Origin of the sequence: Pseudomonas sp. ADAK13 (genome assembly GCF_012935715.1) — a bacterium.
GTDB lineage: Bacteria > Pseudomonadota > Gammaproteobacteria > Pseudomonadales > Pseudomonadaceae > Aquipseudomonas.
The window spans coordinates 5066642-5089355 of sequence record NZ_CP052860.1 but is presented as its reverse complement, the minus strand read 5'-3'; the positions used below and the strand labels follow the sequence as shown (position 1 = coordinate 5089355).

Sequence of the window (22714 nt, the reverse complement as noted above, 5' to 3'; positions counted from 1 at the left end):
GCGATCAATGATCGCCCCAAATACAACGAGAGGTCCTTTTCCGAAACTACAAGCTGATCTGCTGGCGCTCCTCATCCGTCAACTGCGCCCGCGCCTGGTCACTCAACGGTCCGGCGCCCAGCACCTGCACCGGGCTGTTGGGGTTGTAGCCGGAGGTCTTCTGCCCGTCTTCAGGCTTGTGCTGCACCGGCTCGCTGCCAAAGCTCAACACTTCCACCGTGACAATCGACGCCCGGCCTTGTTTGGCCGCCGCCTGCTGGCTGCGGGCGGCATCTTCCGCCGCCTGGGACGCCGCCGCACCGGCCGCGCTCGCTGACGTCATGGCCCCGGTGTTCACTGCTGCCGACACCGGCACCCCGGACGATTTGCCCTGGGTCTGGATGTTCGCCGCGTTCACCACCCGCAACGCGGCGATGTTGATGTTGCCGGAGACGCGAATCCCCGCCTCGCCCGCATCGATGGTGCCCAGCGGCGCGATCAGGTCGATGTCGCCGGCCGGCACCTCCGGAATCGGGTTCAACGTGGCAATCCCCGCACCGGTACTCGGCACCGCCGGCGACAGGCTCACGTTGCCCCAGTTGTCGTAGACACGCTTGGGCGGCGTGTACACCACGGTGGTCTTGGAACCGCGACCGGCGTTGATGTCGCCCTCGGCCGACCAGCCCATGATCGAGCCGCCGAAGGTCGTCATGATGCGGCTTTGGCCCAGCAGGATGCTGCCCAGGGAGTACAGCTGAATGTTGCCCGTGCCCTGCGTGATAACCCCCGCAGAAGCCGGGGGTGCCACGCCTTCGATACCGAAGGTCTGGCTACCGCCGGGGGTGAGCATCTGGATCGAGCCGCCGAAGTTGGTGTGTACACCTGCCCCGCCAAACAGGCGGATATCGCCCTGGTAGGTGATGGTGTTGCCGGCCACGTCTTTCTCCGGGAACAGTGCCGCAATCGCCGCCCGGCCACGGGCATAACTGCCTTGCCGTACGCCGCCGCTCTCGTTGTACTCACGACCGCCCGCCTCCAGCTCGGCAAAGTACACCTCACGGGCAAACACCCGTTGCTGCTCGGCCGGCAATTGCATGAAGTAAGCCACGGCCTGCTCGCTGTCACCGGCAAAACCGAAGCGCTCGGTCAGCCACGCCACCAGTTCGTTTTCGTAGGTCTTGGCCACCTTGCCGCCCGAGGCCGACAACGGTTCACCCGCGGCCAGCTGGTTGGCCGGGTTGAGGTAAGCCGCCACAAAGCGCTGGTAATCCCCGCCGTTGGCACCGACACCGGCCTGCATGACGATGCTTGCGCCTGGACGCAAGTCGCCGGCAAGGATCGGCCCGAGACTCGTCACGCTGACCTTGTCGTCCATCACGATATTGCGTCCGGCAGTGATCTCCAGCGCGCCAGGCCCTGCGATGTTAAAGCTGCTGTAGAGAATGTCGCGTCCGGCAGAAACGATGGAAATGTCGGTGGCGTTGTTGTGAACGAACAGGTTGCCCGTGGTGAGCACGCCCGGATAAATCTCGCCATTGTCATTGGGGTTGGCACCGCTGCTGACGATATCGCGCCCGGCCATCATCCATACCGGCCGGCTGCCTTCGTACCAGGTCTCTCCGTTATGAGGCAAATTGATGGTGTTGTAGCCGATGATCCGGCCGCTGCTGACGCCAACCAGATCCCCGGTCACGGCGTAGAAACGTGAAGGATCCGCCCTGTTGCTCAACGGCTCAGCGGCTGTGCCCGGGCCGAAAGCGAACAACGACATCCCCTGATTGCCGTAGGTGTTGTAGTTGCCCGTGCTGGACGTGTTGCCGTAGTTGCTCGCTCCCAGGCTGGCAACAATGGCCGGATTCCAGGGGGTCGCCATGCTGCTCGGCGCCGAACCGGACTGGGTGACGGTAAAACCACCGGCGTAAATCGAGTCCTGCGCCAGGAACTGCAGTTGCCCGTTTTTGCCAGGGGCCAGGAGCAGCGGGTAGGTGTAGCTGGGGAAATCACGAAATGTGGCGGCTTTGCCATAGTAAAGACTGCCGCTGGCCGCAGTCGCCCTGACGATCGATGGATAGACGACCGCCATATCCGTGTTAGCCGCAGCGAGGACAAAAGGCGTCAGGTTACCGCCCTCGGCATACAGATCGATGGCGGTGTTTGGGGTCCATAAGCTAAACCAACTGCTGGAGCCACCGTTCACGCCGTCACGGCTGAAGGCAGAGCGGTTGTACTGGCGCACACGCCCGGCATCTTCAACCGTCTGCACCACCAGGTCGCCCAAGGTCTGCAAGCTGAACGTAGAGTCGCCTGCCACCAGGGTCAGGCCACCTTGCGGCGCACTTCGGCTGGCCCGCAGCGGTTCCTGCGCACGGACCTCGCCAGGAACCTGGATCCCGACACCGTACTGCAAGTCGATGCGCCCGATGCTGGCGGCCTGCACTTGCACATTGCCGCGAGTATTCACCAGCACGCCGTTACGACTGTCGGGAACCTCCAGGGTGGCGACAGGGTTGAACGCACCGCTGACGCGCACCCGCATGTCGCCGCCACCGGTCAGTTGCAGGCTGCCGTCGCTGTTTACCCGGCCGGTGCTGCCGACTGCCAGTACCAGGCCTTGGGTACGTTTGTTGGTGAGATCCCCAACGAAATTCGGGATGTTCAACGTGCCCGCATCGCCGCCCACATTGACATCCAGATCACCGCCACCCAAGGTGCCGAAACCGGTGAAGCCAACCAGGTTGTCAGCGACGATATTGGTGTAGGTGCCAAAGTTGATCCACCACGCCGTGGGCTGGGCCTGCCCGCCGGTTGCGAAATTGCCACTGCCCTGTCGCCACAACCAGGTGCCGACTTCGGCCGTATTGCTGCCCCCGTCATAGGGGTCGGGGCGCGAAGGGACTGAGAGACCTCCGGCATCCAGGTGGCCTGTCAGGTTGCCACCGACGTTCAGCGTCAGGTTACCGCCCGCCTCCGGGTACCAGGCGCGGTACAGGCTCTGGCTGCCGCCATTGACGAACTGTTCGAAGTAGCTGTTGGGATCCTTGAGTACCGTGGTGCCGCCCGCCAGGGCGCGCGGCTGGTTGAAAGGGTCGCCCGCCTCAGTGGTGGTGGACGAGGTGCCGGCCGTGTACACCCCGTACGTCGAGTTCACAGTCAGGTTGCCCGCGCTCAACAATTGCAAGTCACCGGTGCCGGTACGGACCACGCTGAACAGCGAATTTGACGGGGTTGGCGCGTACTCCTTGCCGCCCATGGCCACACAATACGCCGGTGTGCCCTGGCAGAATTCCGCCACGGTCTGGCCTACCATTTCGAGCATCCAGGCGTCATCCATCGCACTTCCGGCCTGAACAATAATCCCCTGCTCAGCCAGTTCATCGGCGGCCTGTTTGCTCCAGGCAAAGGCCGCTTTGGCGCCACAGTAATCCGGGAAATTGTTGCAGAAATCCGCAATCGAACCCAGGCCGAACTCATCCAGAATGGCTTGATCTACCGGGTCGCCCTCTTTGATCACCACCCCTGCGTCTCCCAGGTCGCTAACCGCATGGGCAGTCCAGACCAATACCCCTTTAGGCGGCAACTCTTTGGCGAACATGCCGTAGTGGCTGTCAGCCAGACGCAGCGTGCCGCTGCTCGGGTCCGGCTTGAGCAGCCGACTGTCCGCAGCCTCGGTGTCAGCCCCGGCGACCAGACGCAATGACCAGGATTGGGAACCTTCGGCCAGCATCGGGGAAATGGCCCAGAGTTGCCCCTGCCGCCCGGCCACTTCAGGGCGCAACTCAACCGAATCCACCCCGCCCACCAGCTTGACATCGGTGCCGACCGGAATCAGCGCGCCACGCGCCAGGGCGATATTGCCATCCAGGGTGACGACATTCTTGCCCCCGTCCAAAGCCCCGTTCAAGCCAGGCAATGGCACGCCTTTGGGCCAGATCATGGCTCGCAGTTGGGTGGGCTGGTTCAGCAAGGTGCCGGCCTCCAGTTGCACCCCGGCTTGCAGGGTATACGGCTGGTTCAACAGCGTGCCGGCCGCCAACAACACAGTGCCCGACGCATCCAGTATCGCGGCCGCGAGCACAGTGCCTGCCGGCAAGGTCAGGTCCTGGGCCAGCGTTGCCCGGGCTGGCAGGCGGGTGCCGGCCACCACGGTCATGCCTTTGATCGGCAAATCGTAGTTCAGCACCGAGCCGCCGATGTAGGTAGTGCCATCGGCCAGGACCACGCCATTGCCCGGCACGATGATCTCGCCGCCGGTGAAGTCCCGGCCCGCCAGTAACAGCCAGCCCTTGTCATTCATCGTTTCCGGTGGCGGCGAGAAGCCGTCGTTGAGGCTGCCATAAATGTTCAGGTCGCCGCCGGCCCGCAACGTCAGGCTGCCGGACTCGCCCGAACCATACACTGAGGTTTTCTGAGTGTTGGGGTTGAGGCTGGCGTAGCGGTAGCCGGAAAGGTCGACATCTCCCTGCACCACCAGGTCGCCGTCCGGGGTCTTGCTGATGATCTCTACGCCCGGGCGCAGGTGGAACGCGTCGGCGTAAGTGGCGTTGTTCAAACCGGCCAGTTTGTTGTTCAACAGAGTGGTGTTTTGCAACGCGGCGTTGATAAACGCCGTGCTCAGCACGTGCTTGCCATCCAGGTACGCCTGATCGATGACCTGGTACGGCTTGCCGCTGGCGGTCGGGTCGGTCATCAGCGGCGCATCGTCGTAAGTCGCCATGCCGTTGAGGGTGATCGCCCGTGCGCCTTGGATCGTCAGGTTGCCACGGGCATCAATGGCAATGTCATTGGTGTTGATGCGCGGTGCGTTCAACTCCAGGGTGCCGCGATTACGTCCGTCATTGCCTGCCGTGCCTGCCGTGCCGTGACGCAGGTCGATCGTCGCGCCATCGCCCAGGGTCAGTTGCCCGGTGCCGGACCCCAGCACCACCATCGCCCGGTTCGGTGAGTCGATGATCTTGCCGTAGCTGTCGACCCGCACCTGGCTGCCGTGGGCATCCAGCACTGCACTGCCGTCGAGGGTCAGGCCTGTTTTGCCCGCCAGGTTGATGCTGCCGACGCGCTCACCGCTGGCATCCACCAAGCCGGTGACACGCAAGCTGCCGTTGTCCACCGAGACATTGAGGGTGTTGGCCTTGAGGCCGTTGCCGATGGTCAGGTCGCCCTGCTTGAGCTGGAAGCTGCGCGCGCCGAACACTTCGCCCTGGTTCAGGCGCTGGTTGAGTTCAGCAAACTGCTGATCCAGCGAGCCACTGGCGCCCAGGCGCTGGGCCTGGATTTCCACGATGCCGCCTGCATACGGCACATAGGTGCCACCCGCGTTGTAGTAACCGCTGCTGCGCCCCAGGATCTTGCCTTGCAGGTCGACTATCCCACCGGCCGCATTCACCGCCACGGCGCGCAATTTGCCGCCCTGGTTGTACTTGGCCGAAAGGTCGATGGTCGAGCCCGCCGCCTGCCGGATATTGCCATTGCGGCTGTCGAGCAGCACATCGCCGCCTGCGCCATATTGGGTGATGTCATTGAACACCACCGCACGACCGGCCACGTCGATCAACGCTTGATCGGTCAGCACCACATCGTCAGTGGCCTCCAGCGTGACCTTGCCGCTCGGCAAGACCACAGCGGTGGCCAGGCGAACGGTTTGACCTTTGAACGACAGTTCGCCGCCGTAGCCTGTGGCCGCACCACGGGTGTCGGCAGCCCCTGCGACATCAATCGTGCCGCCAGCGGTGATGCGGTTCAGCGAGCCGCCTTCACCGGTCATCAGCGGCGTCACGATGTTGAGGTTGCCGCCGCTGTAGGCAAAACCGGTGACCGGGTCATACGCGCCCTGGCGTTGATACACCGACAGGCTGCCTTTGTAGTTGGCCGTAATCCGCTCGCTGGCATTCAGGTTGACGTTGGCAAAGCCCAGTACCAAACGGTCAAAGACCGTGTTGGTGTTTGCCTGGGCAAAAGGCCCATAACCGAACTCGATACACTCGGCGTTGATATCCAGGCGTCCGCTGCCATTACCGGCACCGTTCTTGATGACCGCGCCAGGCCCGCCTGTGGCGCCTTGCCAAATCAGGTTGGCGGTGTGAATGCTCGCCACATCATCGGCATTGCCCGAACCGTAGATCGCCGGCGTCGACAGCACCAGATTGCTCAGCAACGACTTGCCGGTCACCGAATCATAAGTATCAAGGGTGGTGGTGCCGTAGAAGTTGAACGCCTGGCCGGCCGACAGTTGCAGGGTTTCCAGCGCCGGAGCACCGGCCTGGGTGTCTCCGCGCATCAAGCGTTCGAGCACTTGCTGGTTAAGGGTCAGGCCTGATGGCAACACATTGCGCGCAGCGGCATCGGCCAGCCCCGCCGCGCTGCCGACGTTGATATTGCTCAGGGCCAGCGCCAGGTGGCGGGTTCCGTAGCGCACCTGGTCGTCCAGCTGCAGAGCGGTGTCGGTCGCCGCGATGATACTGCCCTCGGAATAGATCGAGGTCTGGCCCGAGCAATTGCCGCTCGGGCACACGCCGATCTTGATTCCGCCCGAGGGGTTATTGGTCAGGTTTACGTAAGGCAGCACATTGAGCAGGCCGTTGGACACGGCCAGCATGCTTGGCACGCCCTTATAAACAAAGCCGTCACGCGCGTCATAGGCCGCCGCACCGCGCCCAAGAGTACTGATCGAAGCGCCCTGCTCGACCACGATATCGCCGGTGCCCGACACCATGATCACTTCCGGCGCCGACAGGCTTGCACCGCTGCGCAGGGTGATTCCGTAACCCACGGTGTTAGAGCCGTAGGGGAATTGGATGATATTACCGTTACGGCCATATTCCACTTGGGTCAAACCGCCAATAATCAGGCGCTTGGCGCCCAGATTATTAAGGCTTTGGGCGGTGAGGGTCAGGCCCTCGTAGGCTGGCAAGGGACTGTTGGCATCAACGATCTGGGTCTCTCGGCTCTCGGCAGTGCTACCGCCCAGGTTGATCACACCCACCGTGCCGCCGTAGCCGCCTTTCGCCGCTTCAAAGTTGCCAACGCCCTGGAACGAGAACGTCTCTTTGCCCCCGCCGCCGTTAAACGCCAGCTTGAGGGTTTTGGCGTCCACTTCCAGCATTGGCCGTGGTACACCGAGCCTGGCGGCATCGGCAATGGCGAACTGAGCGTAGCTGGTTTCGTTGTACTGGGAGTAGCGGCGCAAGGTGTCGGCCGAGGTCAGGATCACCTGGCTATTCACGCTGTTGTGAATGCCGGTGTTGATAATCGACAGTTGCCCGGCCGTCGACCACGAACCGTTGCGCATCAGCGTGGTGGCGCCGTCGCTGCCCTGTGCCGCGAGACCGTTGATCTCAACCCGGAAGGCCCCCGGTTTCAATGCATAGGTGGACGGCATCAAGGTGTAGGTGCCTGCAGGCAATCCCGGCACGCCGACACCGATGGTGATCTGCTGGCCCAGCAGCGGGGTACTGGCGCCGGCTTCGCCAGCCACCGGCGCATAGCCTGATTGCACGCCCGGCACGATGGCATAGACCGGGTTGGTGCTCAGCCCCGGCAAGGTGAAACCGCCATTGGCCCCGAACTGCACCAGCGGGTTGAAACGCGCATCGGTGGAACCGCCGCGCCCGGAAATAAAGCCGGCACCCAACAATTCGCCGCCACCGGACAGGTCGAGCGTGGCGTCGGGCAATACGTCCACCGACTTGCCGCCCAAAATCACCCCGACCGACAGCTCTCCACTGTTGGTCGCTCCGATCCCGCCCTGCCCGGTGAAGACCACGGTCTTGCCGTTATAGCGATAAACCTGGCCATCCACGGTGCCGCCATACGGCAACACCAGGCCCTTGGCGCTGACCGAGGTCAGGCTGCCGGGCAGCAATTCGACCTGGGTACTGCCCAGGTTACCGAGTTCGATCAACCCCAGCGGCGCACGCAATACGCCGCCCTGCTTGATGGTGGCGGCACCCAGTTGCAGGCGCCCGAACACCGAGTCCGGTGCAACGCCATTGTCATCGCCGACCTTCTCAATCGTCAGGGTGCGCGTCGGGTCGAAGATCATTTGATTGCCGTTGACGCCGATACCGCCCACCAGCACTTGGGCCTTGATCTCGGAGCCCGGGTAGATGCGCGCGGCGCGCAGGGTCATGTCGCCCGCCGAACTCAAGAGGGTACTGAAGCCGCTGGGCGTATTGCCGCCGTCGCTCCCCGCCAGGAAGCGCAGGTCGCCACGGCTGTTGAGCCGGACCTGATCGAAGCCCTGATCGGCACCAAAGGCGAAGCGGTCGCGGATGTCCAGTAAGTCGCTGTCGACGGTCAAAACGCCCTGGCTGCGGAAAGTCGGCGAGGTATCGCGGATATACGCCCGGGTCCACGCTTCCATCCCGGGCTTGTCCGGCTCAAGCAAGCCGCTGAGCAGCACATGGGGAGCACTGAGATTAATCTGCGAAGTCGGGTTCGCGTTACGGGTCAGGCCAATACCGCCGGAATACAGCTGCAGGCTTTGCCCCATGTGCAGCGAGGCATCACCGTCAACGTTCAACGCCCCCCGCACCAGCACTGTCAGGTTGTCAAAACCACCGGCCTGAATCTGGTCAATTCCGAGTGCGCCGTGACCGTAAATCAACGCGTCTGCCGCCGCTTCTGCGTTGTCGGGCAAGGCGCTGGCCTGATGTTGACGGTTGATCACCAGTTCACGGACCGGCAGCACACGGTCCTTGACGTGCAGCTTCAAGTAATACGGCGACTCCAGTGCCAGCGCCAGACGCCCGCCGGCCGCTCCGGCGCCACCGGCATTGGCCACGAAACTGCCGTCCAGGTACAACCCGTTGTTGGAAGCAAAAGCAATGTTGCCGCCGTTACTGGCCACCAGCGCGCGGCCCTGGCCCGGCAGATCGAGCAGCGCCTGGCTGCCGGACGCATCCAGGCGTGCACCTTCGCGCACCACCACAAACAGGTCGCTGGCCTTGGCTATGCCGGTGACCGGATCAACATCGCCACCGACGGTGATCTGGCCGCCATTACGCACCTGGCCATACACACCGCCACGATTGTCAACAGCGGTCACCGCCCGCGAGGCCACGTCAATCACCGCTGTTTCGCCGACCCAGATCGAGCGGCCATGGCCATTGCCTTCGACTTGTGTGGAGTCAGCGCTGCTCAAGCCCGCCAGGCTCACCGTGCCACCCCAGGCATTGAGCGTGCCGTCGACGGTCAATTGGCCGATGCTGCGCAGGTTGATCCCCTGGCCGGGGTCGACGCTAATCACCGCGCCTTTGCCGACGGTCAGGGCGGTGGTCGCGGCCAGCGCGCCTGAAGCGATGGTGGTACCGGCGTTGAGGTTCAGGCTGGCGCCACGGCGTTGAGTCAGCACGCCTTTGACGGCGTCTTCCTGGTACAGCCCAGGTGTCCAGCGCTCCAGCGCCGTGGTCGGGTCGCTGCCGCTTGGGGTGGACAGAGCCTGTTCGCCCAAACGGTAGACCGGCATGGACACATCGACCCGGGTGCCGTCAGTGACCAGCAGCCCTTCGTTGCCGGTAATGTCGTAAGCCGAGAAGCCCTTGTTGAAGAAGTCCCCTGCCAGGTGCAGGGTGTCGTCGCCCGGCGAACCGGCGTTATCGCCAATCTGCACCTTGCGCGCCTGTACGGCCAGCGTGCCGCCGCCGCTGACACCGTAACCGCGAATCTCGCTGCCCAGCTCAAGCGCGTTCAAGGCCGCCAGGGTCGCGCTGCCGCCCTTGCCACCGATGACCTTGCCGTCCAGGCCAAGGGTGGCCCCGGAGGACACGTCCACCACACTGCCTGGCGCCAGTTGCACATCGCCGGTGCTGCGCAGCGACACCTTGCCGCCATTCAGATACGCCGCGCCGGCGTTGTTGACGCCGTCCTGCGCCAGGTTGCTCCAGCGCCCGGAAGCATCCAGCCTGGCCCCCTCGGTCACCTTGACCCAAGCCTGGGTACCTGCCGTTGGCAGCAGGTACACATCGCCGACAACCATGTTGCGATCTCTGTCCGGCTGGTTAAGCAGGTTGCCCGCATTGAGGCTGCCACCGTGGGCAGTCAGATTGGCGTTGACCGCCACCCGAGGCGCAAACAGGGTGATGTCGCCACCGTCGGCCACTTTAAGCGCACCGTTGACGTTGATCTGTTGCGCGGCGGCGGCTTTGATCGCGCCCAGTTCGAAGCCGTTGAGTTGGTCACTGTCAAGCATCACCTTGCCCTGGCGGTCAGCGGGCAAGGCCGTGTCCAGGTCCAGGCCATCGGCGATCTTTTGCGCGCCGGGCTCGAACAGAATCTCGCCGGTCACCGGGTTCAGGTTGTAGCGCAAGGTGCCGGTACTTTTATTGAACACCGGTGTGTAGCTGCCGATGATCAGTTGCGCGCGTTGCGCGGCAGCCTTTTGCGACTGCTGATAGCCATCGATGTTGATCGTCGGGGTGCTGCTCTGGCGATCGCCATGGAACACGTCGCTGATCAATTGGCCTTCAAGCACCGCGCTGGTGGTGCCGATCACCAGCTTGCCCGCGTCGCGGCCTACGGTGTAACCCGCCTCGTAGCGTTGCTGCGCGGCAATCAGCGGGTTGTAGTAATGGTCGGTGCGGCCCCAGCGGGCGCTGGTGTCTTCAAAGCCCTTGTAGAAACCCGAGTAGAGAATGTCCCCCGGTGCTTTGGACAGCTCATAGAGGCGGCCGTCCGGGCCCTTGAGCCAGCTTTGCCGGATGTAGCCGTCCTGCACATCAATCGTACCGCCCGACAGGTTGAACTGGGCGCCCTGCTCGGTCACCACTTCCTTGCCGGTAAACGTCAGCGTGCCGCCCTGGGCCATCCACTCGCTGACGGTATGCCCCTGGGTGCCGAGGTAACCGCCGACTTCCAGCAGGCCACCGGCGGTGTACCAGCGATCGGTGGCGTAGCCGTTGGTGCCCGCAGGCACAAACACCAAGTCACGCAGATCAACCCACACATTGTTGTTGATCAACTGGCCGCCGTCACGGTTGACCGGCGCATCGCGCTGTTCGTTACCCTGGACGTTGATCTTGATGTTGTTGGATTCCATCGACACCTTGACGCCAATCGCGCCGGACACATCGATCATCGCTCCGTCACGCACCAGGCTGCGCTGGCCCGCCGTCACCGCGACCTGGCCGCCGGTGGCCAGGGTGATCGAGCCGTCCTTGAACTCCACGGTGCCGCCGCTGACGATCTCCACCCGGGACTGATCGATACGGTCACTGACCGTGCTCAGGTTGTTGAAGCGCCCGGTGGCCATATTGACCGCGTCCGGGCGGCCATCGAGGTTGATCAGGCCGTTGTCGCGCTGGCTGTTAAGCGCCGTGTTGCCGGTGTTGTCGAGAAGGATTGCAGTGGTGCTGCCCTGCCCCAGGGTCACGCTGCCCGTGGTATCGGTGACCGAGTTGAGCAGGTGGACGGTGCCCCGGTTGTCCACCGAAGTGCTGGCCAGGGCCACGCCGTTTTGCTGCACCTGGTGCCCGGTCAGGGTGATATCGCCCGTAGCAGCCAATATCAGCCCATTGTTGCTCACCTTGCCCGCACCGCTGCCCGGCTTGAGGCTGGTGGCCACTTCGTTGCCACGGGTGGTGGAGTTCTGGTTACCCGAGGTGCCCACGCCACGGCGAATATAAAAGCTGTCGCCAGCGGCCAGGGTGGTCTGGCCCTTGGCGGTGATGATCGTGCCGGCGTTCTCGACCTCGGAGCCCAACAGCAAGGCGTAGCCGCCGGAGTCGGTGGACAGCGTCGGGGTGTGGGTCTGGATCAGCGCGCCACGTTGCACCTCGACCTTGCCCGCGGCATCAGTAAAGGTCGGCTGGGAGCCGTTGATGTCGACGTAAATCCCGCGCTGGGTGAACTGCTCATCGGTGATGTTGGCGGCGGCGGCCACCAGGTTGCGCACGTTGACCTGGCTGGTGCCGCTGAAGACCACGCCGTTACGGTTCATGATCATCACCGTTCCGGCGCCGGTGATCTGACCCTGAATCTCGCTGGGCCGTGCGTTGGGATCGTTGACCCGGTTGAGCAAGGCCCAGTTGGACTGCTGCTGGAAATCCACCGTGGTGTTGCGCCCGACGTTGAAGGTTTCCCAGTTGAGGATCGCCTTGTCGGCGGTCTGCTCGATGGTCACCGTGGTCTTGCCGCCGGCCTGGCTTTGGGTCGGCCCTTTGGCATTGACCCAGCCTTGGGTCAGGCTATTGTCGACCTGCAGGCCACCTTTGCCCAGGCCATCGGGAATCGTCGAGACCTGGCCAAGCGCAGCCTGCCGGCCGGCCGCCTGAGCCGCCTGCTGGGCGGCAATCGCCGCGACGCTGTTGTTCAACGTGCTGATGGACCGTGCCAGCTGCTGATTGACCTTTGCCTGTTGATTCAACGCCGGGATCCCCGGCACCTGCCCGGCGCCGAGACGTGCCGCCGTGGTGGCCTGGGAGGCGCCCTTGTCGGCAAACCAGCCGGAACTGAACGCCGCCGAAGCGGCATGGGCATTGCCCGCCACCATCAACAAGGCAATGGCCTGGGCCAGTGGCTTCAGGCGCAGGACTGTCTGGGCGCGCGGCGCCCGGGCATTCAGGTTAACCAGTGGTGTGCAGCGGACCATCAGGAATCTTCCTTATTTGTAATCGCCCGGGGGCAAGACACGCTCATGTATGAGGGTTAGGCGGTTGGCGAGGGACGGGACTGAACTTCTGTCATCGAAAGTTCATATGAGGCTGTTAACGAAAAAAAATCAGCAACGGCACAGGCCGTTGCTGATCGGTGTTGCGGGGTCGTGGAACGCTTGGGTTACAGCGGACGACCAATACCGTTGCAGATGTTCGACTTGCCGATGCTCAGGTCGCTGCCAGCGCTGAGGAAGGTGTCGTTGATTGCGGTTTTCCAGGTGGTTGGCAGTGGCACGAAGCGGTTATTGCGGATAGCCGTATCGTTGCTGCTGAACGCGTTGGTGTTGTAATGACGGGTGAAGAACGTGCGGACCTGGGAGGTCTGGTCAGCGTTGGCGTAGCACTGGCTGAACACCACGTTGGTGAAGCCCAGGATTGGGTAACCGGTGCTTGGGTAGGCGACGACGCTTGGGTCGGTAGCGCTGGTGGTAGCCGCAAACACTGGGACCCAGTTGTTGGGCAGGGTACGGTTGGCGATGGCAGGTACAGCCACCGCGCCGATTGCCGCCGACACGTTGCCTGGAGCAGGCGAAACACCGGCGACGGTTGCCACCTTGGTGGCGTCATCCAGACCGGCCAGGGTAGCGGCCGCGTAATCCGGGCTCATGTAAGTGATGCGGCCGTCAGCAGCGTTCAGCGTGCTCATTACGCCAGCGCTGGTGTCGGCGTAGAAACCACCGGCCGGGTTGGCTTGTTGCAATGGGTTAAGTGCGCCGGCCGGCAAGCCGCCGGAGAAGCTGCTGCCGAAGGCCTGAGTCACGGCGAAGGTGCCGCCTTCCAGGGCCGGGCTGCACTTGGCGTTCAGGAAGCGCGTGAACAGCTCGGTGGTGCCGCTGTTTTCTTTGCGATAGATCACGGTGATCGGGCCGGTACGGCCGGAGTCCGGGATCAGGTTCCAGGTAGTCAGACGACCCGAGAATACACCGCACAGATCGTTGACACTGAGGTTGACGGTTTTACCCGCCACACCGGCCTTGTTGAACGGAATGGCAACCGAAGTGGCCACCGAAGGCACTTGGATCAGCGGGCCCCAGGCAGAACCATGGGCAGACACGTAGTTGCTCAGCTCGGTAGAAGACAGCTTGGAATCGCTGCCTGCCCAGTGCACGTTCTTGCCGGTGACGGTGGCGTCCAGCTTGCTGTAGTCGTTGTTCAGGAAAGCAGCCTTGCCGTTGCCGCTGCCCACGCCGATGTACGGGGCGAAACCGGCAGTCAATACGCCGGCAGTCTGGTACAGCGGTTGTGGCAGGGTGGCGCCGCCGCCGTTGACGTCAGCCATTGCAGCCTGGGCCGAGCACAGTGCAGCGAGGGTCATGGATACCGCGAGAACGTTGCGCTTAAACATGAAGAAGCTCCTTTCGTCGTGTTTGTACGTTGGGGTAGATGACGCTATGGCTTCGGTCCCAGGCTGTGTTCCGGGGGTCACCGGGGGTGAGGCCATGGGTATGAAATCTCGCAGCATCCGATGACAGTCAAAGGAAAAAACCTCGGGAGGAACGGCTTGATTTTTAAAAAGATTCTCGGGTGTTTTGGTCACACTTTTGAACGGTTTGGGGGTGAGGTGACAGCGAGGTTTCAGCCCGGGTTTCGAGCACCGGGCTGGAGGCGTCAGGGGCCGTGGCGAGAAGGGTTGAAGATGACAGAACGGGGAACCCGAGGTTGGGACCCGCGTGCCCGGCGCAAGAAAATGGTGTTGACCGCGTTTCGTCAGCAGTCAGGTCACCAGCTGGTTGATTTCGATGATCGGCAGCAGCACCGCCATGACGATGACCAACACCACGGCGCCCATCACCACGATCATCAATGGCTCCAGCAACGCAGTCATGCCCATCGCCCGACGCTCGATATCCCGCGACAAGGTTTGCGCCGCACGCTCCAGCATCGGCGGCAACGAGCCGGTCTTTTCGCCGCTGGCGATCAGGTGGATCAGCACCGGCGGGAAGACCTTTTCCACCGCCAGCGCCGGGGCCAGGTTGACGCCCTCGCGCACCTTGGCGGTGGCGTCGGTGACGCACTGGCTCAGGCGGTCGTTGGACAGGGTCTGGCGCGCCGCTTCCAGGGCACGCAACAACGGCACACCGGCGCCGCCGAGAATCGCCAGGGTCGAGGCAAACCGTGCGGTATTCAACCCCAATACAAAGCGCCCGATCAGCGGCAAGCGCAGCACGCGACTGTGCCAGCTCAACCGTGCCACGGGGTTGCGCAGGTACAGGCGCCAGCCCCAGAAACCGCCCACGATTCCGGCAAAACACAACCAGCCCCAGGCGCGGATAAAGTCACTGGCATTGAGCATCGCCAGGGTCAGCCCCGGCAGGTCCTGACGGGCCTGGGAAAACGCACTGACCACTTGGGGCACCACGTAGCTCAGCAGGAAAATCACGATGCCGATGGACACCAGCCCCACCACGCCCGGGTAGATAAACGCGGTGAGAATCTTGCCTCGCAGGTTGTTGCGTTCCTCGATGTAATCGGCCAGGCGCTCCATGACCTGGGCCAGGTCGCCGGACTCCTCCCCCGCCGCGATCAGCGCCCGGTAGATCGACGGAAAATCCCGCGGCCGCGCGGCCAATGCATCGGCCAGGCGCATGCCGCTGCGCACGTCGGCACGCACCGCGCTCAGGGTCTGGGCGATGTGTTTTTTCTCGGCTTGCTCCACCGTGGCGCTCAACGCCGCCTCCAGTGGCAGGCTCGCACCAAGCAGGCTCGCCAGCTGCCGCGTGGCCCACGCCAGGTCGTTGTCCGAGAGCTTGGCGCTGAACAGACTGCTACCGCCGGCTGGCGGGGTGTTGTTCTCGATCTGCACCCGCAAGGCCGTGAGGCCACGGCTGCGCAGGTGGGCAAAGGCGCCGCTCTGGCTGTCTGCCTCAAGGTGCCCGGACTCCAGCTTGCCGGTGGCGTCGGCGGCTTCGTAGCGGTATCGGTTCATCAGGCGTCCCGTGTTACGCGCAGGATTTCTTCGGGGGCGGTGGCGCCGCTGCGCACCCAGCGCTCACCGTCTTCGCGCATGCTGAACATGCCGGCCCGGCGGGCGGCGGCTCTCAAGTCCTGCTCGCCGGCGCCCTGGTGAATCAGGCTGCGCAGCTCGTCGTCGATACAGAACAATTCATGGATGCCGGTACGGCCGCTGTAGCCGATCTGGTTGCACTGCGCACACCCGATCGGCCGCCAGGTGCCGGGCGCTGCCGGGTCTTCCTGCTTGCAGTGCGGGCACAGACGCCGCACCAGGCGCTGGGCCAATACGCCGAGCAAAGAGGACGCCAGCAGAAACGGTTCGACGCCCATGTCGATCAGGCGGTTGACCGCCGAGACGGCATCGTTGGTGTGCAAGGTGGCGAGCACCAGGTGGCCGGTGAGCGAGGCTTGCACGGCAATTTGTGCGGTCTCCAGGTCACGGATTTCGCCGATCATGATGATGTCCGGGTCCTGACGCAGGATCGCCCGCAGGGCCAGGGCGAAGGTCATGTCGATCTTGGCGTTGACCTGGATCTGGCTGATGCCCGGCAGGTCGTATTCCACCGGATCTTCGACGGTCAGGATATTGCTGGTGCTCGCATCCAGCCGGGCCAGGGCGGCATAGAGGCTGGTGGTCTTGCCGCTGCCGGTGGGGCCGGTGACCAGCACGATGCCGTGGGGCTGGCGGATCAGGGTGTCGAGTTTGCCGAGCACGGCGGGGTCCATGCCGAGGGTTTCCAGCTGCAGGCGCCCGGCTTGTTTGTCCAGCAGGCGCATCACCACGCGTTCGCCGTGGCCGGTGGGCACGGTGGACACGCGAATGTCGATGGGCCGACCGGCCACGCGCAGGGCGATGCGACCGTCCTGGGGCAGGCGTTTTTCGGCGATGTCGAGTTGGGCCATGATCTTGATGCGCGAGACCAGCGCGCCGTGCAGGGCCTTGCGCGGGGACACCACGTCACGCAGGGTGCCGTCGACGCGGTAGCGCACCACGGAGTGGGTTTCGTAGGGTTCGATGTGGATGTCGCTGGCTTCGTCGCGGGCGGCCTGGGTGAGCAAGGCGTTGATCATGCGGATCACCGGGGCGCCGTCCTGGGTGTCGAGCAGGTCGGTGATTTCGGGGATGTCTTGCATGAGGCGGTCGAGGTCCACCTCGTTTTCGGCGGCGCCCACGACGGCGGCGGCGCTGCCGGTGTCGGCGTAGGCGGTGGCCAGGAGGCCGTCGAGTTCGTCGTCGCGCACCTGCACGAGCTGGGTCTGGCCGAACTGGCGATGGACTTCGCTGATGGACCAGCCCGGGGTTGAGGGGCAGATGGTCAGCGTCGGGCCCTGGGTTCCCGGGTGGAGGAGGATGCGTTGGGATTTGGCCCAGGCGTAAGGGAGTAGGCTCATGGCTGTGTCCGGTGGTTGGTGTACATATCCATTCCTTCGGTTATGGCTACTTAGGGTTCCGCTCTTACAGCGGCTCACTTTTGAACAGCGCAAAAGTAAGCAAAACGCTCTTGCCCCACCACTCGGCACCTCGCCTAGGCTCGGTGTGCCCTCACTCCGGCATTACTACGCGGGCCGCCGCGACGGGGCGTCCCTGCCCCGTCGCGGCTAAACCGGCGTCCTGCCGGTTTACCCGCTCCGTACTACCTGCGTTCGGCCAGCGTGGTTTAACGGGGCGCCTAAGATCAAGATCAAAAGCAGATCAACAGCACAGCGGCCTACAGGCCGGCTTGAGTGGTGTGAAGCAAAGGCAAAATCAAAATCTACAGCCAGAGCGGGCACGGTCAAATGTGGGAGCTGACTTGCCTGAGATGCAGACAACTCGGTACATCAGACACACCGAGGTGATGCCATCGCCGGCAAGCCGGCTCCTACAGAAAAGCAGCTCTGTTTTCGCTTTGGCTTTTGATCTGGCTTCTACCACTCAAGCCGGCCTGTAGGCCGCTGTGCTCTTGCTTTTGATCTTGATCTGGCTCTGACTGCCCCAATAAGCCCGAGGCCGAACGCAGGGATTGAGGAGCGGGTAAACCGGCAGGACGCCGGTTTAGCCGCGACGGGGCAGGGACGCCCCGTCGCGGCGGCCCGCGGAGCAATGCCGGAGTGAGGGAACGCCGAGCCTTAGCGAGGTGCCGACAGGCGGGGCAGAGCCCTTTGGTTACTTTGGGGCTTTTCCAAAGTGACCCGCTGTAAGAGCGGAACCCTAAGCAGCCGTCACCGAAGAAACGGATATGCACACCATCCCGCCCCCCAAAAAGCATCACCGCGGCACCGCCCGAATCACCGCCCTAACCCCATGCGCCTCGGGAATCGCCTTATCCACCGAAGGCAACTGCGGCGCCTGCACATCCGGCATCGCCCAGCTGTGCTCCGGCTGCAACCCACCCTGAGCCCTGCGCATAAACTCATAGCGATTCAGCGTAATACTGCGCCCCGCCCCACTGTCGCGAATAATGTAGGGCCGCAAAAACACCATCAAATTCGTCTTCGTCACACTGCGCTTTTCATTCCTGAACAACGCCCCCAACCCAGGGATATCCGACAACCACGGCACCGCGTCATTGCTCTGGCTATAGCCATCCTGCAACAACCCGCCGAGCACCATGATCTGCCCGTCATCCAGCAAAATACTCGTATCAATCGCCCGCTTGTTCGTCACCGTCCCCGCATCCACCGAGGCGCGCGTGTCGACACTGCTGACCTCCTGGTAGATATCCAGCTTCACCGTCCCCCCCTCGGAAATCTGCGGCCGCACGTTCAGCTTCAACCCCACCTCCTCGCGCTGCACCGTCTGGAACGGGTTGTTGCTGGTGCCCCCGCCACCCGTCACATAACTGCCGGTGACAAACGGAATCGTCTGCCCCACAAAAATGCTCGCCGCCTCGTTGTCCAGGGTCAGCAGGTTCGGTGTCGACAGCACATTGGTCCCGCCCTTGCTCTTCAACGCCCGGGCCAGCACCTTGAGGTCCAGCACCTTGCCAATCCCCGGGATATCCACCGTGCCGTCCACCAGCCCGATGTTCAAACCCTTGGGCAGCACGTCAATGCTGGTCTTGCTGGTGGGCGCGGCATTCAACCCGCTGCCCCCCAGGTTGACCCCGCCAAAGCCACCCTTCCCGCCCAGGTTCCCGGCCTGCCACTGCACACCAAACTCGCTGGCATCGTCTTCGCCAACCTCGACGATCAGGCTCTCGATCACCACCTGGGCGCGACGCTGGTCGAGCATGTCGATCACCTCCCGCAGGTTGCGATACAGCGGGTCCGGCGCCGAGATCAGCAAGGTGTTGGTGGTGGCGTCCGCCTGGATCGTCACGCCACCGGCGCTGAACGCGGTGTTCTGGTCGCTGGCGGAGGAAGTACCGGTAGCGCTGGCGTCCTGGCCATAACCGCTGGGCTGGGCAGTGCCGCTGCCGGTGGGGGTGCCGCTGCTGTTCTGGGTGCTGCCCTGGCCGGTCTGGGTGTTGCCGCCCATGCTGCTGAGTTTGCCCCGCGCATTGTCACTGCTGCCGGTGTCGCTCTCGCCGGTCAGCAGGCCCCGCAGCGACTGCGCCAGTTTGCCGGCCTGGGCGTTGCGCAGGTACACCACGTGCATGTTGCTCGGGTTGCTCTGGGCGTTGTCCAGCTTGTAGATCAGGTTGCGCGCCAGCTCGGTGCGCTCCGGGCTGCCAGCGCGAATGATGATGGAGTTGGAGCGCGGGTCACCGATCACGTTGATTTTCTGGGTCTGGTCGGCGCCCTGGGTTTCGAGGAGTTCCGAGACCATGGCGGCGATGTCCACGGCGATGCCGTTCTGTACTTTCACCACGTCAGTGTCGATGGCGCTCGGGGTGTCGATGCCGTCGATGATCTGCGCCACCCGCGCGAGGTTTTCCGCGTAGTCGGTGATCACGATGCTGTTGTTGCCGGGGTAGGCGTTGATCGGGTTGTTCGGCGACACGATCGGACGCAGCACCGGGATCAGGTTCACGGCGTTTTCGTATTGCAGGCGGAAGGTGCGGGTCTGCATGCCCTGCCCGCCCGGGTTGGCGCCACTGTAGATCGGCCCGCCCAGCAGCTTGGCATCCGCCTCCGGCACCACCTGGGCCACCCCGCCTACGTCGACCACGCTGAAGCCCTGCATGCGCAGTGCTGCCAGCAGCATGTCGTAGGCCTGGTGCGCCGGCACCTGACCCTCGCTGACCAGGGTCAGGTTGCCTTTTACCCGCGGGTCTACCAGAAACTGCTGGCCGGTGGCACGGGACAAGGCGCGCACCACCGCCTGGATATCAGCGTCGACGAAGTTCAGTTGCACCGGTTGATCACCCAGCGGGTTGCGCGCCTTGGCCGGTGCAGCGGCGTGGCTGCGGGCGCTGTTGGTCACCGGGTGCTGCACCCGTGGTGGCGGCAGCGGTTCGCGCTGGCGGTCCAGTGCGGTGTCGCCGCTGCGCCGGGTGTCGGCCAGGGGCTGGCCGAGTTCGCTGTCCACCAACAGCGGTTTGGAGGGTTGGGGGTTGCTGCACGCGCCCAGCGCCAACAGGAGGAAAGGGGCGACCTTGCGAAAAGGCGCAGCATTGGGCAATGACCACTTCATGAAGCTTCCTTAGCGCCAGGCGCCTGATCCATGCGAACGGTCCCGGACAAGGTGCCGGCCGAGTGTGAAGGGGTGGCCTCGCCTGCGCGTTGCAGGCGGGCCTCGGAGACTTCCAGGGAAAAGGGCCGGGGGCTGGCCAGCAGCCAGTCGACCACGGCATCCGCCGGAGCGTCCTCAAAGGTCAGGCGCCAGCTCCCGGTTTCCTGCGGCTGCAATTGATAGCGGCCCTGTAGCCCGGCGTTGTCGAGGGACTGGTGCAAGGCGGTTTCCAGGTCACCGCTGCGCGGGGCAGTGGCGACACCTTGCAGCAGCACCTGCAACGCCTCGGCCTGGCTGCGCAGTTTTGGGGTTTCGGCCTGCCAGTAATCGATCTTCTTCAGCGGTGGCTGAATCAACAGCACCCCGATCAGCAAACCGGCCAACACCAACCCGGCGCCCACCAGCATGCGTTTTTCCCGCAGGGCCAGGCCGCGCCAGAACACCTCGGCCTGGCGGCGCAGCAGCTGCCAGCGCTTATTCATCTTCGGCCTCTTCGTCCGCATCGGTTTCGACCTGCTCGGTGAGCGGGCCGAGGGTCCAACCCTGGTCGTCGCGGCTGGCGCTGAAACCGGCCTGGGCCAGCAGCGCTTGCGCGTCAGCCGCCAGCGCCGGGCTGCGGGCGTCGGGCTGCAGGCTCACCTGGAGACGGCCTTGGGCGTAGGTCAGGCTGTCGACGCTGCCCGCCAAAGACGGCAGGCTGCTGCCCGCCAGCGCCAGCAAGCCGGTGAAGCGCTGGCCGGGCTCGGCCGCCGCACCACTCTGGCGGGCGGCCAGTTGCTGACGGGCTTGTTGCAGCGGGTTGAGAATCACCGGCAGCTCGGGGAACGCCTGGCGTACCTGTTGACTCATCAGCGCCTTGAGGCGCTGGCCTTCGTCGACCTGGCGGGCGGCGTAGAGGTTCAGGCCCAGGGTCCAGATCACCACCGCCAGCGCCGTACAGGCCAGCGCCCGGCCCCAGCCACCGGTTGCCGCTGGCTGGAGCCGACCGTGCAACCCCCAGCCCGGCAGCGCGCCGCTCCAGCGGGCGTCGCCCGCCACTTGCTGCACCTCGACGCCGGTGGCAAGCAGGTCATCCAGCGCCTGCTGTCCCAGGGGGTGCACGGCGCCCTGCTGCACGCTGTGGCGCAGCAACAAATAACCCTCGCTGAAGGCTGCACTCGGTTGCCCGCCGACCGGCAACGCGTAGGGCGCCGGGTACAGGCCGCGCACTTTGATTTTCAACGGGGTCGTTACCCGGCCCAAGTGTTCAAGGCTGCTTTTGGGCAACCAGCCAACCTGCACCAGGCCATTGCTTTCCCGTGGACCGTGAGCCACATGCATCAACTCCACCGGGCCGAGGATCAGCGCCTGCGCGGCACAGGTCACGGCATCGTCGATCCTGGCCGAGGCCAATTGCGGCAGCTCCAGGCTGGTCAGCAGGCTGTCTCGCGGATGCAGAAAAAACTCCGCCTGGGCATTCGCCCATTGCATCAGGCTGCCCTGCCCTTGCTGGCTGACCTGCCCGGCGCGGTCCAGCCAGGCGAACTGCACCGGGCTCTCGGCAGTGAGTTCATCCAGCGGTGGCAACGCAATGCGCAGACGTTTCATACGCCCACCCGCGACCAGATCACCTGGGGCTGACGGTCTTCGGGGCGATACAGCAACGCCTCCAGGGTGACCCGACGCTGCTCACGGCGCGCCTGGCCCTGCACGCGGAACCACTCACTGGTAATCCCCACCTGCACCGTGTCCACCGCCACCTGGGGCATGCGCAACCGGTTGACGAAATCCCCGCGATTGATAAACCAGCGCCCGCCGTCGCGCTCGGCCACCAGTGCCTGGGCCTGCGACAGGCTGAGCCCCGGCACCACAGCACTGAGCACCTCGGCGCTGGCGGTATTGCCGTTGACCCAAGTGTTGCCGGGCAGCACGCTGACGTAGCTCGCCATGCGCCGCAACTGACGCGGGTCGAGGCCGTCAATCCCGCTGAGGTCGGTGAGGCTGCGCAACATCGGGTATTTGGCCGGAATCAAGGGCACTGCGGCACCGGGCGAGGTGTCGCGGCTGCTGTTGAAGCCCCCGGTGAATGAGGCCGCGCCCACGCGTTGGTCGTAGGAGTCGATCACGCGACGGCTGATGCGCCGGCTCACGGCCGGGTCGATGCCGATCAATTCGCACAGGCGCTCGAAGCTCTGCAATTGCACGGCGTCCGGCTGTTGCTGGGTCACCAGGTTGCGCAGGTTGAACTTGCCCTGCTCGTCTTCAATCCGACCTTCGAACGCACCGCCGAGGGGCCGTGCCCACTGTTGATCAAGCCGGGTCAATACGTCCTGGCGGCGCGCGTCCCAAAGGATCTGGCGGCTGGTTTCCAGGCCGCCGTTCAACAGCCATTGGCCCTGGATGCGAAGTTGTTCGGCTTCCAGGCTGCGGGTAAATACGGTCTGGCGCGTGAGCATGGCGCCGGCAATCACCGCGACCACGGCCGCGATCAGCAAGGCACTGATAATGGCCATGCCGCGCTGCTTCGCCACGGAGGGCGAATGACTGTTCATCGCCGGCC

At 64.1% G+C, this 22714-nt stretch carries 8 protein-coding genes; all 8 read right to left on the bottom strand.

All coding sequences use genetic code 11. From position 1 onward, the window contains the following. Nucleotides 1–46: 46 nt before the first annotated feature. Nucleotides 47–12562 carry a filamentous haemagglutinin family protein gene (locus HKK54_RS23530; protein ID WP_169388012.1) on the bottom strand — a complete coding sequence of 4172 codons (12516 nt, stop codon included), beginning with the start codon at nucleotides 12560–12562 and terminating at the stop codon, nucleotides 47–49. A gap of 185 nt (nucleotides 12563–12747) precedes the next feature. Further along, entirely contained in the window at nucleotides 12748–13971 is a 1224-nt protein-coding gene (locus tag HKK54_RS23525) for a substrate-binding domain-containing protein (protein WP_169388011.1), read from the bottom strand. Nucleotides 13972–14340: 369 nt separating this feature from the next. After that, nucleotides 14341–15552: a type II secretion system inner membrane protein GspF gene (gene gspF / locus HKK54_RS23520; protein WP_010173446.1), complete on the bottom strand. Its 1212-nt coding sequence runs from the start codon at nucleotides 15550–15552 to the stop codon at nucleotides 14341–14343. Continuing rightward, a complete protein-coding gene (gene gspE, locus HKK54_RS23515) occupies nucleotides 15552–16970 on the bottom strand; it encodes a type II secretion system ATPase GspE (RefSeq protein WP_169388010.1) in 1419 nt (472 codons plus the stop codon). The genes gspF and gspE overlap by 1 nt, the downstream gene beginning before the upstream one ends. Nucleotides 16971–17826: 856 nt before the next feature. After that, nucleotides 17827–20136 (bottom strand): type II secretion system secretin GspD, encoded by a 2310-nt coding sequence (gene gspD / locus HKK54_RS23510; protein ID WP_169388009.1) that lies wholly within the window; start codon nucleotides 20134–20136, stop codon nucleotides 17827–17829. Then, nucleotides 20133–20657 (bottom strand): type II secretion system protein GspM, encoded by a 525-nt coding sequence (gene gspM, locus HKK54_RS23505; RefSeq protein WP_169388008.1) that lies wholly within the window; start codon nucleotides 20655–20657, stop codon nucleotides 20133–20135. Before gspM ends, gspD begins: the two co-directional genes overlap by 4 nt. Continuing rightward, nucleotides 20650–21762, bottom strand: coding sequence for a type II secretion system protein GspL (gene gspL, locus HKK54_RS23500; RefSeq protein ID WP_169388007.1), 1113 nt, complete (start codon nucleotides 21760–21762; stop codon nucleotides 20650–20652). The genes gspM and gspL overlap by 8 nt, the downstream gene beginning before the upstream one ends. Continuing rightward, a complete protein-coding gene (gene gspK, locus HKK54_RS23495) occupies nucleotides 21759–22706 on the bottom strand; it encodes a type II secretion system minor pseudopilin GspK (protein WP_169388006.1) in 948 nt (315 codons plus the stop codon). The genes gspL and gspK overlap by 4 nt, the downstream gene beginning before the upstream one ends. Nucleotides 22707–22714: the final 8 nt, after the last annotated feature.

Coding starts and splice junctions, on each gene's coding strand:
- HKK54_RS23530 (WP_169388012.1), bottom strand. CDS start 12,562: ATGGTCCGCTGCACACCACTGGTTAACCTGAATGCCCGGGCGCCGCGC.
- HKK54_RS23525 (WP_169388011.1), bottom strand. CDS start 13,971: ATGTTTAAGCGCAACGTTCTCGCGGTATCCATGACCCTCGCTGCACTG.
- gspF (WP_010173446.1), bottom strand. CDS start 15,552: ATGAACCGATACCGCTACGAAGCCGCCGACGCCACCGGCAAGCTGGAG.
- gspE (WP_169388010.1), bottom strand. CDS start 16,970: ATGAGCCTACTCCCTTACGCCTGGGCCAAATCCCAACGCATCCTCCTC.
- gspD (WP_169388009.1), bottom strand. CDS start 20,136: ATGAAGTGGTCATTGCCCAATGCTGCGCCTTTTCGCAAGGTCGCCCCT.
- gspM (WP_169388008.1), bottom strand. CDS start 20,657: ATGAATAAGCGCTGGCAGCTGCTGCGCCGCCAGGCCGAGGTGTTCTGG.
- gspL (WP_169388007.1), bottom strand. CDS start 21,762: ATGAAACGTCTGCGCATTGCGTTGCCACCGCTGGATGAACTCACTGCC.
- gspK (WP_169388006.1), bottom strand. CDS start 22,706: ATGAACAGTCATTCGCCCTCCGTGGCGAAGCAGCGCGGCATGGCCATT.